Annotated in this window: 21 protein-coding genes; all 21 read left to right on the top strand. The window is 43.2% G+C overall.

The window, feature by feature from the left end; translation table 11 throughout:
* The first annotated feature begins 74 nt into the window (after positions 1–74).
* The 21 genes from CZ809_RS04645 to CZ809_RS04545 are packed head-to-tail and all read left to right on the top strand — an operon-like array spanning position 75 to position 14,699.
* Entirely contained in the window at positions 75–533 is a 459-nt protein-coding gene (locus tag CZ809_RS04645) for a head completion/stabilization protein (protein ID WP_080156234.1), read from the top strand.
* Positions 530–1,021 (top strand): phage tail protein, encoded by a 492-nt coding sequence (locus CZ809_RS04640; RefSeq protein ID WP_080156233.1) that lies wholly within the window; start codon positions 530–532, stop codon positions 1,019–1,021. The genes CZ809_RS04645 and CZ809_RS04640 overlap by 4 nt, the downstream gene beginning before the upstream one ends.
* Positions 1,022–1,666 (top strand): phage virion morphogenesis protein, encoded by a 645-nt coding sequence (locus CZ809_RS04635; protein WP_080156232.1) that lies wholly within the window; start codon positions 1,022–1,024, stop codon positions 1,664–1,666. It abuts the gene before it with no gap.
* Positions 1,663–2,787: a DUF2586 domain-containing protein gene (locus tag CZ809_RS04630; RefSeq protein WP_080156231.1), complete on the top strand. Its 1,125-nt coding sequence runs from the start codon at positions 1,663–1,665 to the stop codon at positions 2,785–2,787. The genes CZ809_RS04635 and CZ809_RS04630 overlap by 4 nt, the downstream gene beginning before the upstream one ends.
* Positions 2,788–3,246 carry a phage protein gene (locus CZ809_RS04625; RefSeq protein ID WP_080156230.1) on the top strand — a complete coding sequence of 153 codons (459 nt, stop codon included), beginning with the start codon at positions 2,788–2,790 and terminating at the stop codon, positions 3,244–3,246.
* Positions 3,247–3,248: 2 nt separating this feature from the next.
* Positions 3,249–3,446 carry a TraR/DksA C4-type zinc finger protein gene (locus tag CZ809_RS04620; protein ID WP_080156229.1) on the top strand — a complete coding sequence of 66 codons (198 nt, stop codon included), beginning with the start codon at positions 3,249–3,251 and terminating at the stop codon, positions 3,444–3,446.
* 5 nt (positions 3,447–3,451) lie between these two features.
* Entirely contained in the window at positions 3,452–3,655 is a 204-nt protein-coding gene (locus tag CZ809_RS04615) for a hypothetical protein (RefSeq protein ID WP_080156228.1), read from the top strand.
* Positions 3,652–4,224 (top strand): lysozyme, encoded by a 573-nt coding sequence (locus CZ809_RS04610; RefSeq protein ID WP_080156227.1) that lies wholly within the window; start codon positions 3,652–3,654, stop codon positions 4,222–4,224. Before CZ809_RS04615 ends, CZ809_RS04610 begins: the two co-directional genes overlap by 4 nt.
* Positions 4,199–4,549 (top strand): DUF2570 domain-containing protein, encoded by a 351-nt coding sequence (locus tag CZ809_RS04605; RefSeq protein WP_080156226.1) that lies wholly within the window; start codon positions 4,199–4,201, stop codon positions 4,547–4,549. The genes CZ809_RS04610 and CZ809_RS04605 overlap by 26 nt, the downstream gene beginning before the upstream one ends.
* 16 nt (positions 4,550–4,565) lie before the next feature.
* A complete protein-coding gene (gene lysC, locus CZ809_RS04600) occupies positions 4,566–4,754 on the top strand; it encodes an Rz1-like lysis system protein LysC (protein ID WP_235865790.1) in 189 nt (62 codons plus the stop codon).
* Between the two features lie 11 nt (positions 4,755–4,765).
* The gene (locus tag CZ809_RS04595) at positions 4,766–5,023 is read left to right on the top strand and encodes a putative phage tail assembly chaperone (RefSeq protein WP_080156570.1); all 258 of its coding nucleotides are present in this window, start codon (positions 4,766–4,768) and stop codon (positions 5,021–5,023) included.
* Positions 5,023–5,217, top strand: a complete 195-nt coding sequence (locus CZ809_RS04590; protein WP_080156224.1) for a DUF6890 family protein — start codon at positions 5,023–5,025, stop codon at positions 5,215–5,217. The genes CZ809_RS04595 and CZ809_RS04590 overlap by 1 nt, the downstream gene beginning before the upstream one ends.
* The gene (locus CZ809_RS04585; RefSeq protein ID WP_080156223.1) at positions 5,214–7,085 is read left to right on the top strand and encodes a phage tail tape measure protein; all 1,872 of its coding nucleotides are present in this window, start codon (positions 5,214–5,216) and stop codon (positions 7,083–7,085) included. Before CZ809_RS04590 ends, CZ809_RS04585 begins: the two co-directional genes overlap by 4 nt.
* The gene (locus CZ809_RS04580) at positions 7,078–7,404 is read left to right on the top strand and encodes a DUF2590 family protein (protein ID WP_045029628.1); all 327 of its coding nucleotides are present in this window, start codon (positions 7,078–7,080) and stop codon (positions 7,402–7,404) included. The genes CZ809_RS04585 and CZ809_RS04580 overlap by 8 nt, the downstream gene beginning before the upstream one ends.
* Entirely contained in the window at positions 7,401–8,597 is a 1,197-nt protein-coding gene (locus tag CZ809_RS04575) for a baseplate J/gp47 family protein (protein ID WP_080156222.1), read from the top strand. Before CZ809_RS04580 ends, CZ809_RS04575 begins: the two co-directional genes overlap by 4 nt.
* Positions 8,581–9,243: a phage tail protein gene (locus tag CZ809_RS04570; RefSeq protein WP_080156221.1), complete on the top strand. Its 663-nt coding sequence runs from the start codon at positions 8,581–8,583 to the stop codon at positions 9,241–9,243. Before CZ809_RS04575 ends, CZ809_RS04570 begins: the two co-directional genes overlap by 17 nt.
* 1 nt (position 9,244) lies before the next feature.
* Positions 9,245–10,786 carry a phage tail-collar fiber domain-containing protein gene (locus tag CZ809_RS04565; protein WP_080156220.1) on the top strand — a complete coding sequence of 514 codons (1,542 nt, stop codon included), beginning with the start codon at positions 9,245–9,247 and terminating at the stop codon, positions 10,784–10,786.
* 9 nt (positions 10,787–10,795) lie between these two features.
* Positions 10,796–11,347 (top strand): hypothetical protein, encoded by a 552-nt coding sequence (locus CZ809_RS04560; protein WP_080156219.1) that lies wholly within the window; start codon positions 10,796–10,798, stop codon positions 11,345–11,347.
* Positions 11,334–12,230, top strand: coding sequence for a hypothetical protein (locus CZ809_RS04555; protein WP_080156218.1), 897 nt, complete (start codon positions 11,334–11,336; stop codon positions 12,228–12,230). Before CZ809_RS04560 ends, CZ809_RS04555 begins: the two co-directional genes overlap by 14 nt.
* Complete coding sequence (locus CZ809_RS04550) at positions 12,223–13,083, top strand: baseplate complex protein (protein ID WP_080156217.1); 861 nt, start codon at positions 12,223–12,225, stop codon at positions 13,081–13,083. The genes CZ809_RS04555 and CZ809_RS04550 overlap by 8 nt, the downstream gene beginning before the upstream one ends.
* Complete coding sequence (locus CZ809_RS04545) at positions 13,080–14,699, top strand: hypothetical protein (RefSeq protein WP_080156216.1); 1,620 nt, start codon at positions 13,080–13,082, stop codon at positions 14,697–14,699. The genes CZ809_RS04550 and CZ809_RS04545 overlap by 4 nt, the downstream gene beginning before the upstream one ends.
* The last annotated feature ends 500 nt before the right edge of the window (positions 14,700–15,199 follow it).

Here is a 15,199-nt window from a genome sequence, read left to right as displayed (position 1 = left end):
TTTTTCATTAATAGCAGATATTGCTGAATGCGTGACAAAGCAAGGCAGGGCGCAACTCAAGAGGTAATGCAGCCATGTTTTCTGGAAAAGGTATTGATTACCAAGAGACGGAAATTCATCAAGAATGGTGGCCAACGATTCATGTTGGTGATTTTGAAGCCCGTCGTGGTGTGCCTGCTGATATGGCACCAGAGAAAATTGCTGCCTTACTTTTTGCCGCTGTTGAACAGGTAAATATTGAATTAGCACCGTATCAACAACGACAAATTGAACAAGGCTATAACAGCGCAGAGGCGGTGCAAGGAGGCGCCACAATGCAAGGATTTAACCGCCTTTGCCACTTATACCAAACGGCTGTTTTTGCGAGAGCGAAAGCTGATTTACTCCCTGAATACGCAACGGGACAGATGCGTAAAGCAGGGGACTCGGTCGCTGAACGAGAGCCTGATACTCGAGAGAGTTTATTGGCTGAAAGCCAAGTGCATATACGCACTATTTTTGGTAAGCGTCGCGCTTCGGCGATGTTGCTATGAGTGTCGAGCCTCAATCAAAGAAAGGTTATTACCTACAAGGTGTGACTCAACGGTTATATCAGGTACTGCCTAAAAAATTTCATGACCACATGGATGCGTGGATGACAGAAATCACCCCAGTAACAGGGGCGAAAAGTTATGGCTCAGGGGGAATGACACTCTATTGGATGAAATACACGGCGGTGTTTGATTTTGAGCGGTTTCCGTTTACAGAGTTTGACCCTCAAGTGTTGTTTGCCAATGTGATGGCATGGCTTTATGACCATGACCTTTATCGTGATGATCATGGGCTTGACGCACCAACGTTTGATAATGAAGCAGAAACAGATCGCACGAGTACCGTATCAATTGAAATTGAGTTTATTGAGCCGGTTGATATTGTCCTCGACCCACAGGGAGTGATTGATTATATGGGGCAAAAATGGACGTTAGCCCCCCATAAAGAATGGGCGGCTGAGCATGGTGATATTGCAGTAGGAAGTCATTAAATGCTGAGTGTGACAATACCGAGTAAAAGCTTACTCAATGTATTGGAACAATTACAGTTATTGAACCTTCAGCCAGCGACCCGACGAAAAATATTACGCCGTATTGGTCGTGAAGTGGTGAAAACCAATAAAGCATCGATGCGAGCGCAGCGTGATCCCCAAGGACGAAAATGGGTCGGGCGTAAAAGCGGTAAGAAAAAACGGATGATGCGTAAATTAGCCTCCAAGTTTACTGCGATACCTGATACCGACAAGGTGATCATGACATGGAAAAACAATGTAGCGTCGAATGCCGCTTTTCAGCATCAACATGGTATTGAACAGCATTTTACGGCAAAGCTAGCAGCAAAAATCCATGGTAAACCTGATTATAAAGCGCCAGCGACACGCGCACAGGCTAAAAAATTAATCGCGTTGGGTTATCGCATTAAAGGAAAAAGTAAGAAAGGTCGCCGCCCCAGTCTCAAGTGGATTATTAGTCATCTTAATCAAGGTAAAGCCGGGTTGATTATACGTTTATTGGCCGATAAACCAACCAAACAGGAATGGGATATTCGTTTACCTGTACGGCAATTGGTTGCGATTGATGACCGGCAAGTGAACTTAATAATTAAACAAGAGTTGAAAAGGAATCGTCAACGATGACATGGCCGACAGTACAAGTTAACCAGCTCAATATGATGGGTGGTGAGCTCAAGGAAGTAGAACGCCACTTTTTATTTATTGGCACCGGTACGCAACAACCTAATGTGTTGCAACAAGTCACGAGTCAAACGGATCTTGATGCCGTTTTGGGGAAAGCAGACACCCCATTAAAACAAGAAGTGAAGGCGGCATTATTAAATGCAGGTCAAAACTGGACTGCAGCCGTTATGGAAATACAGGCCGATGATGATTGGACTGTTGCTGCACAGCAAGCGCAGCTGACCGATTCATTTGAAATGATTGTGCTGTGTGATCCGATTGGCATTGATGCAAAGGCGGCTATCACAAAAGCACAAGCACTACGCTCAACCTTGATTTCAAAGTGGGGACGTTTTGTTCGAGTGATGTTGTCAGTCAAAGGTATCGATCAGAAAACGCAAACGTGGGCGCAATATGAAGCGGCGGTGGTGTCATTACAATCCACCTTAGCGGCTGATGGCGTGATGCTTGTCCCTCAAATTTTCACCGATGGCACGGTAGGTAAATTAGCAGGGCGATTGTGTAACCGCGCCGTGACGATTGCCGATACCCCTTGCCGAGTAAAAACAGGGGCGTTACTGGGTGATATGACGTTACCCGTAGACAGTGCTGCAGAAGTGTTACCTATTGCCAGTTTACAAAACCTTGAAAAAAACCGGATTAGTGTCCCAATGTGGTGGCCTGATTTTGATGGGGTTTATTGGGCTGATGGGCGCATGCTCGATGTGGAAGGTGGCGATTATCAAGTGGTGGAATACTGTCGCATCATGGATAAAGTCGCACGTAAATTACGGGTGCGTGCCATTGCTCGTATTGGTGATCGTTCGTTGAATTCTACCCCTGCCAGTATTGCCAGCACTAAGCGGTATTTTTTACGTGATATGCGTGTAATGGCGAAATCGACCACGATAGCCGGTGTGTTATTTGTTGGGGAAATTGCACCACCGGTTAACGATGATATGAACATTCAATGGGTAACAAAAACGAAAGTCCGTATTTATGGCGTGGTTACTCCCATTGATTGCCCTAAACAAATTGAAATCAACTTAATGTTGGATTTGCAGTTAGCAGAGGATGCATAAATGGGCGGAAAACGCATAACAGGGAGCAGTTTTGATACTGAGATTTTAGGTGAATTTATTCATGTAGAAAAAGGCACGGTCAGTATTACCGATAATAGCCAAGCGGTGAGTACACGCGGTATTCCTGATGGTTGGGTGGCGGGTGATGTCTCTGCCACGGTAGAGCTAGAGATTTCAACTAAATACATTAAGCAAGTGATCGATGCCGCGCGTAAGGCGGGCAGTTTTCGTGAACTACCTGTTGATGATGTCAGTTTCTATGCTAACACCGGCGCAGAAGAATTGAATATTGAAGCCTTTGGGGTGAAGTTCAATGTTGAAGACTTATTGGATTTTGAATCAAAAGGCAGTGACGTGTTAACCCATAAATTAAAAGGGGCAGTAACCAGTTCTGACTTTATTCATATTGATGGGGTGCCTTATCTGAGCCAAGACGATACCCGTAATATGGTGGCTTGATCATGGACTTTGCCGATTATGGTGCTGTGATTGAGCAGCAAGAAAGAGAACGGCTGCTCGCTAATTTGCAGATTAAAAAGAACACAAACAAACCCAGTGCAATGGAATGCCAAGAATGTGGCGACCCTATTCCCAAAGCGCGGCAGGATGCTGTGCAGGGTTGCCAATATTGCGCATCGTGCCAGAGCGAAAAGGAATAAGCGCAATGCACGAACTTTTTGACCGTGTCACTAATAACGTTGCTTATATGGTGTCGGTGTTAGGGGTCATGTCCAGTTCAATGAAATTAGAAGATTGGTATTTTTTCACCTCTATCTTAGTGGGTGTCGTGGCATTAATTGCCAATATTTGGCACAAACGCGTGATGCAACGAATTGCAAAAGAAAAAGGGATTTTTTTTAAGAAATGAAGCATATCAAAAAGGTCGTGTGTGCTGTCTCCGTCATTGTCGCTTTAGTGACGGGGGGCGTTGTCACTCAAGGTAATGATGCTGTAGGGGACGTTGTGATCGATGGGCAATCATTAGGTGTTTTATCGGTGAGTCAGGAAGGGCTTTTACTGATAGCTAATGCTGAAGGGTGCCGTCAAGATCCTTATCGTTGTCCTGCTGACTTACTTACTAATGGTATTGGTAATACGGTAAACGTGACAGGGGAGACAATCACACAACAACAGGTTGCGAAAGACTTTGTGCGGAATGTTCAAGCGGCTGAACGGTGCATCAATCAACTTGCACCGACGACACCAAGCCAAGGGCAATATGATGCTTTTGTGAGTTTTATTTTTAATACCGGTTGTACGCGGTTCCAACGTAATCGTGATGGTACCAGTACGACTATCGGTAAATTAGTGAAGCAAGGGGATTATGCTGCAGCATGCCGTGAATTACCTCGGTGGGTGTATGGCGGCGGCAAGAAATTACGAGGACTGATCACCCGTCGAGGACATGAATATGATCGTTGTGTGGCAGTGGATTAAAACGTTTATAGGGTTTGGGCTCACCGTTTCAGTTGTGGTGTTTGCTTTGGCTTTATCTCAAACGAAAACGGAATTAGTGACAGCGAAAGCGACGGCCAATAATGCCCATTTAGCTAACCAAGTTAATCAGGCACAGATAAAGGCCTTAACCCAACGAAATACACAATTGGACATACTGTTAACTCAGCGCCGTGAACAGCAATTACACCAAGAGGCCACACTTCGTGAAACGACCACAGCACTGCGTCATGCACTGGAAAAAGAGGCGTGTTATCAACGTCCTTGGCCTGATGATGTTATTAAGCGGCTGCAGCAGTCCTATTGAAAATACACAAGTGAGTGTGATCACTCTCTTACCACCTTTAGGCTTGATTTCCCGTTGCCATAAACCGCAAGTGATTGGGAAGACGCCAGCAGAAACGGCGGCGGATGATGTACCTAGGTTAAAAGTGGCGTTAGCCGATTGTGCTCGCCAAGTGGATGATTATTTAACATGGCGCGCTGACCAAGCGATGACCTTAACACCTTAATGGATAATTTTATGACACACGTAACATTGGATGTTCAAAATACGTCAATCACCTTTGCCCCAACGTTAAAGGCATATAACGACTACATCAATAAATTGGGGATGAACGATAAGGTTGCCCCTACGATTAATTACCTTAAACGTATTGTGGTACCTGAATCGAAAGTGGATTTAGACACGCTGATTTTATTACCTGGTGCAGCATTGTCATTAGTGGCGGTCATCAATGATGAATTTGCTCCTGACTTAGAGATCACGGTAAAAAAATAATGGCGTCTGCCGCTGCATTAGAAACCAATGCATTGGGACAAATGTTAGCAATTAAAGACATGATGCTACCGCATAGCCCAGATGATACAGAGACTATTGGCAAGGCATTATGGCTCTATCATCATCAACTTGAAGGTCAAAGTATTGCCATTGCTAATGGTATCGGTAAAGCATTCATGGGGGCAGACGAATGAGCAGTGGTTTAGATAAATTAATGCTGCAAGTTGGCTTGATAGACAAAGTCACTAAACCGCTAAAAGGCATTAAAGGCTCTGTGGAAAAATTGGGCGAATCGACAAAAGCTGGGTTTCAAAAAATGGCGGGCGGGGCGTTAAGCATTGCCGGTGCAGGTCTTGCTGTTCAATCAGCGTTAATGCCTGCGATTGAAATGGATCGTCGTATGGGAGAGTTATCAAGTTTAGGCACGACGGAAACGGCCATGGCAAAGCTCAAGAAAACCGCATTAGGTTTTGCGGTGGAATATGGCAAATCAGCAACCGAATTTGTTGAAGCCTCTTATGATATTCAATCTGCTATTGGTGGGCTGAAAGGTGATGAACTGGCTAATTTTACCAAAGCGTCGGCCGTTCTTGCTGCAGCGACGAAATCCGATACCAAAACCATTACCAGTTATATGGGCACGATGTACGGAATTTTTCAAAACCAAGCTAATGAGATAGGGAAAAGTACGTGGGTTAACCGTGTTGCAGGCATGACGGCGCAAGCGGTGAAGATGTTTAAAATGGACGGTGACAAAATGTCACAAGCGTTTGAACGTTTAGGCTCCAGTGCCACGGCTATGGGGGCATCAATGCAAGAGCAAATGGGGGTGTTAGGTATGTTGGGTGCTTCGATGGGAGGCAGCGAAGCAGCGACGAAATACCAAAACTTCATTGCAGGTGCAACGAAAGCCCAAAAAGCCTTGGGTCTGTCTTTTTCTGATAGCCGAGGCAAGCTATTACCCACGGTGAAAATTCTTGATCTTCTTAAACGTAAGTTTGGGGATTTAAGCCATATGGGTACCAAAGATTTTACCACCTTACAAAAAGCGTTTGGTAATAAACAGGCGGTGGAATTTATTCAAGCATTAGCCGATAAAACCCAAGAACTGAGTGCCAATATTAATACGTTAGGTCAGGTTAAGGGGATGGATATTGCGACAAAAATGGCAAAGAAACAAACAGACCAATGGGAGCGGCTTGAGAATGCATGGTTTGCTATTCGTGCCGCCGCCGGTGGATTGATTATGCCCGCTTTTGCTCGTATCGCGGGAATGATGGCTAACGGCGCTACTGTACTGATGACCTATATGGATAAATACCCAGAGTTGACGGCTTTATTAGGGTATGCCGCGATGGCGGTAGTGGGATTTGGTGTCGCGTGTGGTGTCGCTTCGTTTATGACCGGGGCATTAGGGGTTGCGATGGCAGTATTGACGAGTCCAATTACTTTAACGGTAGCGGCGATTGCAGCGTTAGTCGCGGTTGTTATTTGGGGATGGGATTATATCAAAGCCTTTTTTGACGGTTTTTATCAGGGGTTTATGAAAACATCGGGATTGACAGCTGTTATTGCTCCTATTAAAGGCATTTTTATCACTATCGGTGAAGCTATTAGTTTTGCTGTGAAAAAATTAATGGAATGGTTTCCTGTTCTTAATAGTGCCAAAGGGGATATGGCTGAGATTATCCAATTGGGGGGTAATGTCGGAGAAACCATAGGCAAAATATTTAACGTTATTACCACGCCAGCTACGTTTGCATTGAACATGATAGATAAACTCTTAAATAAGATAAAAGCTCTAACGTCTATTAAAATGCCATCGTTTTCATGGCCGTTTTCAAGTGACGACGATAGTGAGACTAAGCGCACAGCAAGCCAATATCTAAAACAAAAAGCATCAGTAACTGCAGTGCCAAGTGGTGGACTTTCTCAAGTGATGGCTTCTCAAGGCAATCAAGGTGGGAATGTTACTCATACTGGTGATATCACGGTTATTCAGCAGAAACCACAGATGACTATTGCAGAGATCACCGAGCAAGCAGAGTTACAACATGGATAAACAACAGATTGATATCTTAGTGATGGCAGGGGGATGGGTGATTGATGCGGGGCATCAACCCCAATTAACGAATAATCGCTGGTCAATTGGGCAAGATATTAAACATGCCATTATGGAAAGTGGTTTAGCACGAGAACTGCAGGGTGAACGGTCAGTGGCTTATCGGTGTGATGTGATGACGCGTATCGAATTGCTGACTGAACAAGATAATCGAATTAAAGCTGGCACCGCACGGTGTATAGAAGAAAGTCAGCGTCGCTACCTATTGACGGCAGAGACGAAAGACTTTGGTGTGATTAACGCAAGGATGCAGTTTTGAATATACGACCAGACGTTGATTTTGACCCATTATTGGTAGAAGCCGGTATTCCTACGGATGAAGCAGCTTTAGCGGCCATGCTTGCTAAAGCGGTCAAAGATGCAGGCAGTACGTTATCTAATGATTCTCGTATGTCACCGTTTTGGCGCTGGGTACGTGCTGTGGTGGTAACGCCGGTATTGTGGTTAGTGAATGAGTTATTGGCTAAGAATGTTTTACCTGCGATGTTTACGGCAACGGCCACCGGCGCTTTTGCTGATTTAAAAGCATGGGAAACGAATACCACCCGTAAACCTGCTCAATTTACAGTGGGGAATATTGCATTTACTAAAAAAGATGAGCAACAAGCAGTCGTGATCAAAGCGGGTACAGAAGTAACGACAGAGCGTATTGATGATCACGTCTATCGGTTACATGTTCAACATGATGTGCTGATCCCGATGGGTAAATTGACAGGATTGATACCCTGTAAAGCATCAGTAGCAGGCAAAAATTATAATTTGGCTGCAGGGTATTTTAATATTTTACCAGACGCTGTCGCCGGTATTGAGAGTGTGACAAATCCTACCGATTGGATTGTACAGTTAGGCGCCGATATTGAAGGCGATGATGAATTGTGTTTACGCAGTCGTAATGCCTTTTCAACTGTCGGTCGTTATCACATTGATGCCGCTTACCGCGCCATTATTTCTCGCGTGGCGGGTATTCGTCCTGATTTGATTTGGTTTAAAAATACTGGGGATACAGCACCGGGTTCAGCAGATGCGTTGATTTTAATGGAAGTGGGGGAAACGCCTCAACATGTATTGGATCAGCTTAATGATTATATCAATCACCAAGGCTATCACGGCCATGGTGATTTACTCACTTGTAAGGCATTACCTCGTATTCCACAAGTATTAACCGTTGTGGTGTATGTGACTAACAATCTTGAGATAGAAGCACGTACTGCAATACAGGCGGAGGTTGAATTTCGTATCCGCGCTGCTTTTCGTGAAAACGATGCTTTTCCGGATATGACACGCACTTATGCACAATCGTTGTTCTCATTTTCTGAAATGATACGTGAAATTCATAACGCGATGCCCACGGTTAAACAAATCACCATTAATAAAACAATGATCCAAAGTGGGTTATCAATACCGGTGATATCAACCTTGTCTATCGAGGTGAAAAATGAAATCGGTGCATGACGCGATGAAAGCCATGCCTGATTTACCTGCAGCAAAGGTGCCTTTTTGGGAAGATGGCAAGACGTTAGTGACGACAGTGATTGAACCTTATTTTATTACTCGCGGTATCACGGCTTTTTTTCAATATATTAAAAACGGGTTACAACTGCCTTTGCAGCAACTTGACCCATTGACCTGTAGTGAACGCGTGTTGGGGCTCATTGCATGGCAGCGTGATATTGTTCGGTTTGAACATGAGCCGTTGGATTTATACCGCAAGCGGGTCGCGTTTGCTTTTATTAATGCAAAAGATGCCGGCGAGGTGGCGGGGTTTAAAGGTATTTTTACTCGACTAGGCATTGGTTGGGTTCAAATTCACGAGCGCCAAGATGCGATCGCATGGGATGTGATTGATATTGAGCTAAGTGATAGCGATTTAGCGAACAATGCAGATTTGATGATGGCGATTATCCATCATTATGGCAGAACCTGCCGACGTTACCGGTTTCAGGTGACCTATCCGGTTGTTGGTAATTGGCGAGGTGGAGAATGGGGATGTTCAACCCAAACTTACATAGCGGCTGATGTTATCAGCACCGTTATTACTCCAACAAGAACAGCGATTGAGTGTGAACAATCGATATTTAGTGCACGTTTAAGGAACTAACATGGCACAAACAGTGATCCCCTTTTCTTTTGAAACTTACTTACAACGGAAACTTGCCAGTGGTGACCCTGTCACGCTTAATAAAATTGTTTTAGCGAATATTCTTGATTTGGACTTAACGCAACCTATTCCACGTGATACTGGCTTACCCACTCATGATCAGATTGTTCATGAACAAGTTATTGACCAAGTAGGCAAGATTAATACCAATGCGTTAGCGTATTCCATCGTCATGGATACAACGATGGGCGATTTCACCTTTAATGCGATGTACTTAATTGATAAAGATGATCGTAACAGTATTGGTATGATTGTATGGAAATTACCGGAAACAAAAACCGCAACTGATGACCTTACCGGCACCACAGGTAATTCTTTAGTGAAATCCATGCTGATGGAATACGACGGTGCAGCAACAGCTGCAGCAATAACAGTCACCGCCGCAACATGGCAGATTGATTATTCCGCTCGTTTAATCGGTATTGATGAAGATGTTCGTTTACAAGCACTCGATGTCTATGGACATGATGCTTTTATTGATGATGGTTTTGTTGTTACTAAAGCGACCAATACCGATCAGTATTTTGTTAATGCGGGGATTGGGTACATCGGTGGATTACGTGCTGTATTAGCACAAAATCAAACACTGACTATTAGTACAAAACCAACGTCAATTTGGGTGTCGGTTTCACGTCAAGGCACGGTGCTTGGTGCTTGGTCTAATGCCATTGAATTAAAGGTCAGCGCGACAGCATTAACGGATAATGTGGTGGATGGTGGTGATCATTATGTGGCAAAAATAACGGATATCTCGGCTGATGGTAGCATTATCGATGCACGTCAGATGCCATTATCAGGACTTGCGCAGGGATTACCTTATAACGTTCATCGTGTTTATTTCCCTTTCGATACCTGTACAACGATGATTAATGGGCAACGAAAGGTATGGGAGTGTTATCACAATCAACCTATTAAAGGACAAAACCCCGATAATCCAGCTAATCGGCATGATGGTTGGACAGATAAAACCAAGCCGTTCTATTGGATCCCTAAAACGGGTGGGCGCGTTGGGATGCCGTTTTATTGGTTGAATGAGGCAGCTCCAGAAGAAGCCGTGATGGAAATTGGGGCTGATTTACCTGCTGCGGTATATTGGCGATTAGCGCAAATTTATCCGCATTTAGTACGTAATGGTGTGATTAATACGGGTGATGTGCGGGGTGAGTTTTTACGTGTACTTGATCAGGGACGAGGAGTTGATAGGGGGCGTTCTTTAAATAGTCATCAAACGTCTCAAAATAAAAGTCACAATCATAAATTAAGTATAGGAAAAACGGGCTCAACTGAACGGTATGAGAGCGATGGATTAAGTTATTTTGATGGTCCTTCAGGAGATCGTCAAGGTTATGCATGGGTTAATGGACTTAATCCACCAATGTTTAATAAATCCAGTTTTGGTGACACATTAATTATGGTTGCAACTGATGGCGAAGGTGAAGCGCGGCCGAGTAATTTGGCACGCTCAATGGCTATTTTTATTTAGGGATGAAGAATGAAATATTGGCAATATGAACCAATAACAAAAGAAGTGAATATATCTCCGCTTATCGCCATTTTTCGTGGTGGAATTTATCATCTTCCACAACATAGTATTACGTTTGAGCCATTGCCTCAAAAAACGGGGTGTGCTGTTTTATTGAGCAATCAAGGTAATAAGACTGAATATGTTGAAGATTATCGCGGGGTAACTGTTTTTAGTCAAAGTGATGGTCATGCCATTGAGATCACTGAACTTGGTCCTCTACCAGAAATCTATACTGAGCAGAAACCCACTACAGTATTTGATGAATGGATTAATGGGCAATGGGTTACGAATTTAGAAAAACAATATCAGTATGATTACAACCAAGTAGATGATGTACGTCGTGCTTTATTTACCCAATATGTTGATCCATTGTTGGCTGAGGCATCCATCAAAAAAACACAAGATTTAAAAGAAGAATCAGCGTTATATGTCCAACAAGCATTAGCATTACGTAAAAAAATTCAAGATGAAAATCCATGGCCATCATTACCACAAGAGCCAGCTTATGGCATGGAATGAAAAACAACTACAGTGGTCGCCGAGTGCGGCCACTATTCAATCTGATGCGGAAGCTGTTATTAACCAAATTAATGCGCAGTCACAGCAAGGACTCAATCAGCTATCGGCAATATCAAGCAATGCAGCTTATCAACGTAATACGTTATCGGTTAAAGCAGAAGGCATATTGTCACTCAGGCAAAAACTGGATGCGTTATTAGAATCAGGGCAAGTATTAACCGTGACGCCTTATCAATACGGGGTGGGGTTAGTTGAATCTAATGGGCATTTTTTATCAGCTTCAAATGCGATTAATACGTTATCTATTAAGCTGAAAGATAAAGCGGATGATAATCGGCCGTTAACCTCACAATATGCCTTGATGGTGTTAATCACAGCCGAAACACTGGCAGATTATCACGCTAACATAGAGGCTTTTTGTAAAGTATTACCGTTACCTGATGTATTGGCATTACAACGTCGATTAGCCGCAGAGCTCATCATCAAACAAGAACGGATGTTAACGCCCGCCGTTGATGCTGTTCCTCGATTCAAACCTATTAGTGCATTAAATAACTCTCCTTTACGACAAGCATTGCAATGGCAAGGTGCTCAAATTACGCAATTAGAATCTTTGGCCGCAGACAGAGAAACTCCCATCACTAAACTCAAACAATTGGCAGCCAAACGACAAAAAGTGTTACAGCAATTAACGGATGATATTAATCACCTCAAAAAGAATACGGCTAAAACATGGGTGTTTGCGACACAAGGCAGTGTTGAAACCATAGCGGCAGAGCTCGAAGTACAGACGGTACCCAATACAACAGATAAGTTCAGTGTTGCGGTGATGTTCTTAGCCCCTACAAAAATGGATTTTCTAAGGGAAGTACTGAATGTTTGATTTTGATTTTACAGATAATGCGACGGATTTTCTTGATAGTGTTTTAGATACTGTGCCAGCTATTCCATGGAGTCGTGCCAATGTGCCGACGTTCACCCTTGGAGGAAAGTCTATTGCCTTAAAAGCAATCCGCATTTCACCGAGCTTTGAACTTAAAGATAAAGATTTATCAGCGCAATCTTCTTCGTCCAGCTACGCAGAGCAAGGGGATAAAAGTAAAGTGTTAGCGGTGACAGGGCTCGTTCCTTTTAATGAACGTGATCAACTTGAAACGTTGTTTACATTAGCGATGGCCAAGCAAACAAAAACAGAGACTGTTACGGTTAAAAAAGGCGGTGGGATAACTGAAAAATACGTAGGTTCTTATGGGCATTGGACAACGAATAGCAGTGGTGAAAAAGAGTGGGTCGAAAGTACCCGCCATAAAGTAAAAGAGACGGCACCCATTGTCGTTAAAAAAGAAATACATACCCGTGTGGTGCGACAAACATACACTATTGGGTGTGATATAGCACGAGTACTTAATATTCGAAAAGTCCGTTTTTCTGGCCGTATTACTGCAACAGAACAAGAAAATATTCGAGCATGGCAAGTTACATTTAGGCTTGTTGAGGTTGAATCACCTAGTGAGGTGATGGAACAGCAATTATTGGAATCTATGATGGGGCAAGTCAAGGATGGAATGGCAGATGTATTGCCTGATGGACTCATGGACAGTGTGAATACGGTACAACAGCAATTAGGCGATAACATACCGACGCTACCACAGGGACTCATCGAATCAGTAACGGGAAAAAGCCAAGGTGATTTAGCCTCTTTACTGCAAAATCAAATATGGGAAACGTTGAAATGAAGTTTATTCATTCCGTTTTTATTGACGGCCAATTGCGGGACACAAATGATCATACTTTAGTATTAGAAGCTAATGCTGGAGGGCGTGGCGCACTAACGGTGAAAGGGTATGTTGAAAAAGGTCAACGTGTGCGCATTGATTTAGGGATAGCCGGTTCTACTATTGCACAGTGGTTTTCAGGATTCGTTACACAAGTGACCCCGAATGAAAACGGCTATTATAGAATTATTATTCGTGAGCTCTGTTTTTTACTTGATAGCCAGCAATCAGTCAGCTTTCAACATACGACTATTCCGGAGATATTGGCTGCTATCACTGATAACACCGGCTTACAATTTGTGTTACCACAAAATAGTGATAGTCATTACCAAGATAAAATCATTGCTAATTTTTCTCACCAGGGTAGCGGTTATCAATTATTGAATAATATTGGCCGAGCCTTTGAGATCACTGATTTTACATGGTATCAACAGCCGGATGGTTTTATTTGGTTAGGTAGTTATCATGATACTGTATGGTCTCAACGACCGGTCATCATTCCCCCAGACTTAACCACAGCCAGTGCTGGCGGTAATGTCATGCAATGTATGTTATTTCCGCCGATTCGACCACATGCCAAAGTAAATGGTAAAGCGATACAAAAAGTCGTTGTAGTTGGGGATGAGATGACACTGACATGGCGAACATCGACAGGGCAAACAACCCCAGAACAACGTCAAATTCGTCAGGCTTTTCCTGAATTAGCCGCCGGTTATCATTTACCAAAATTTGGTGTCGTTGTGGCGGTTACAGATAAAGCGACAGCGGGGCAACTCAATGATCCTTTTCGCCCTCGTTATGCGGCTGATGTACAAGTTCTTGATGAAAATGGCCAGCCAGATAAAACGGTACCAGTGTACAAAGCCTTACCGTTACCTGTTGGTGCTGGAGGTAATGAACAAGGCAATATGGCAACGCCAACAGAAGGTACGATGGTTGAATTAGCTTTTGCTTATGGTCGTACAGATAAAGCCTTTATTCGTACCGTATTAGGTTATGGTTGGTCACTGCCTGACATTGCGCCAGATGAGCAACTATTACAACAGCGTGCTGAAGTCTTTCAAAGAACCACCCCTAACGGACATCAATATCGAGCAACAGATGGCTATCAAACTGATGATGCAATGATTAAGCAGGATATTGCAGATCGTTATATAGGAACATTTGGACAACAAACGGTACAGGTTGATGGACTTAGTTATGAAGATATTGGTCGTAAAGTCATTGAATCGTTAGGTAACGTTGAAATTATGGCAGGGGATAATATTGAGTTAGGAACGTTAGGTAATTTACATACTGCCACAGCAGGAGAATTGGTTGATATTATCGGGGGCTTACGTCGTAGTGTGGCGGGAGAAACACAACATTACCAAGCGCCACAAACTTGGTTAGGTAATAGTGAAACAAATATACTGCAATTACTGCAGCGCTTAATGGCCGTAACGGAAGCGATAGCCACAACGAGTGCTAATCATACTCATAATAGCAAGCCACCTGATCAGTCGAGTCAATTTATATCACAATCAAATCAAGTAAAAGATCTTACAGAAACATTAATACCCATGATTAAAGCATAGGGTTGGCTTATCGTTTTGAGTGTAACAATGCTGATTCTCAGCGCGATAAATTGTGATGTTCGTAGCAATTACCTTCTGAAATGTTACTGAATTAAATTAAAGGTTAATAAAGTGTAAACGCAAAGGAGGCCGCCTATGTCAGAGATAAATGAACTATATGTCTGTGAAGTCTGTGGACAGTCAGAATACCTTGAAGGGGAACATACTATTATTTGTATTTGTGGGCATATTCAAACGCTCCCTGATGACATACCATCTTCGGACTAGAGTATTATTCAAGCCACTCAATATTGAGTGGTTTTTTTTGTCACGAAAAATAGCGCCTAGCCCACGGAATCCGCACTCATCCCACCTCCGCGTTATGTGTATTTTTTTGAAATTTTTTCAATTTTATTTCAGTAAAAATAGCCCTTAAACCCGCGTCAATACTGGCTTTAAGGGAAAAATCAAAATTGCGAAGAATGAAAAAAAATGCAAAGAATTGCAAAAATCATGATCAC

This window comes from Photobacterium piscicola (genome assembly GCF_900166965.1).
Taxonomy (GTDB): domain Bacteria; phylum Pseudomonadota; class Gammaproteobacteria; order Enterobacterales; family Vibrionaceae; genus Photobacterium; species Photobacterium piscicola.
Note: the sequence above shows the minus strand (reverse complement) of the source record. Positions and strands in the feature narration are given on the sequence as shown.

Coding starts and splice junctions, on each gene's coding strand:
- CZ809_RS04645 (WP_080156234.1), top strand. CDS start 75: ATGTTTTCTGGAAAAGGTATTGATTACCAAGAGACGGAAATTCATCAA.
- CZ809_RS04640 (WP_080156233.1), top strand. CDS start 530: ATGAGTGTCGAGCCTCAATCAAAGAAAGGTTATTACCTACAAGGTGTG.
- CZ809_RS04635 (WP_080156232.1), top strand. CDS start 1,022: ATGCTGAGTGTGACAATACCGAGTAAAAGCTTACTCAATGTATTGGAA.
- CZ809_RS04630 (WP_080156231.1), top strand. CDS start 1,663: ATGACATGGCCGACAGTACAAGTTAACCAGCTCAATATGATGGGTGGT.
- CZ809_RS04625 (WP_080156230.1), top strand. CDS start 2,788: ATGGGCGGAAAACGCATAACAGGGAGCAGTTTTGATACTGAGATTTTA.
- CZ809_RS04620 (WP_080156229.1), top strand. CDS start 3,249: ATGGACTTTGCCGATTATGGTGCTGTGATTGAGCAGCAAGAAAGAGAA.
- CZ809_RS04615 (WP_080156228.1), top strand. CDS start 3,452: ATGCACGAACTTTTTGACCGTGTCACTAATAACGTTGCTTATATGGTG.
- CZ809_RS04610 (WP_080156227.1), top strand. CDS start 3,652: ATGAAGCATATCAAAAAGGTCGTGTGTGCTGTCTCCGTCATTGTCGCT.
- CZ809_RS04605 (WP_080156226.1), top strand. CDS start 4,199: ATGATCGTTGTGTGGCAGTGGATTAAAACGTTTATAGGGTTTGGGCTC.
- CZ809_RS04595 (WP_080156570.1), top strand. CDS start 4,766: ATGACACACGTAACATTGGATGTTCAAAATACGTCAATCACCTTTGCC.
- CZ809_RS04590 (WP_080156224.1), top strand. CDS start 5,023: ATGGCGTCTGCCGCTGCATTAGAAACCAATGCATTGGGACAAATGTTA.
- CZ809_RS04585 (WP_080156223.1), top strand. CDS start 5,214: ATGAGCAGTGGTTTAGATAAATTAATGCTGCAAGTTGGCTTGATAGAC.
- CZ809_RS04580 (WP_045029628.1), top strand. CDS start 7,078: ATGGATAAACAACAGATTGATATCTTAGTGATGGCAGGGGGATGGGTG.
- CZ809_RS04570 (WP_080156221.1), top strand. CDS start 8,581: ATGAAATCGGTGCATGACGCGATGAAAGCCATGCCTGATTTACCTGCA.
- CZ809_RS04565 (WP_080156220.1), top strand. CDS start 9,245: ATGGCACAAACAGTGATCCCCTTTTCTTTTGAAACTTACTTACAACGG.
- CZ809_RS04560 (WP_080156219.1), top strand. CDS start 10,796: ATGAAATATTGGCAATATGAACCAATAACAAAAGAAGTGAATATATCT.
- CZ809_RS04555 (WP_080156218.1), top strand. CDS start 11,334: ATGGCATGGAATGAAAAACAACTACAGTGGTCGCCGAGTGCGGCCACT.
- CZ809_RS04550 (WP_080156217.1), top strand. CDS start 12,223: ATGTTTGATTTTGATTTTACAGATAATGCGACGGATTTTCTTGATAGT.
- CZ809_RS04545 (WP_080156216.1), top strand. CDS start 13,080: ATGAAGTTTATTCATTCCGTTTTTATTGACGGCCAATTGCGGGACACA.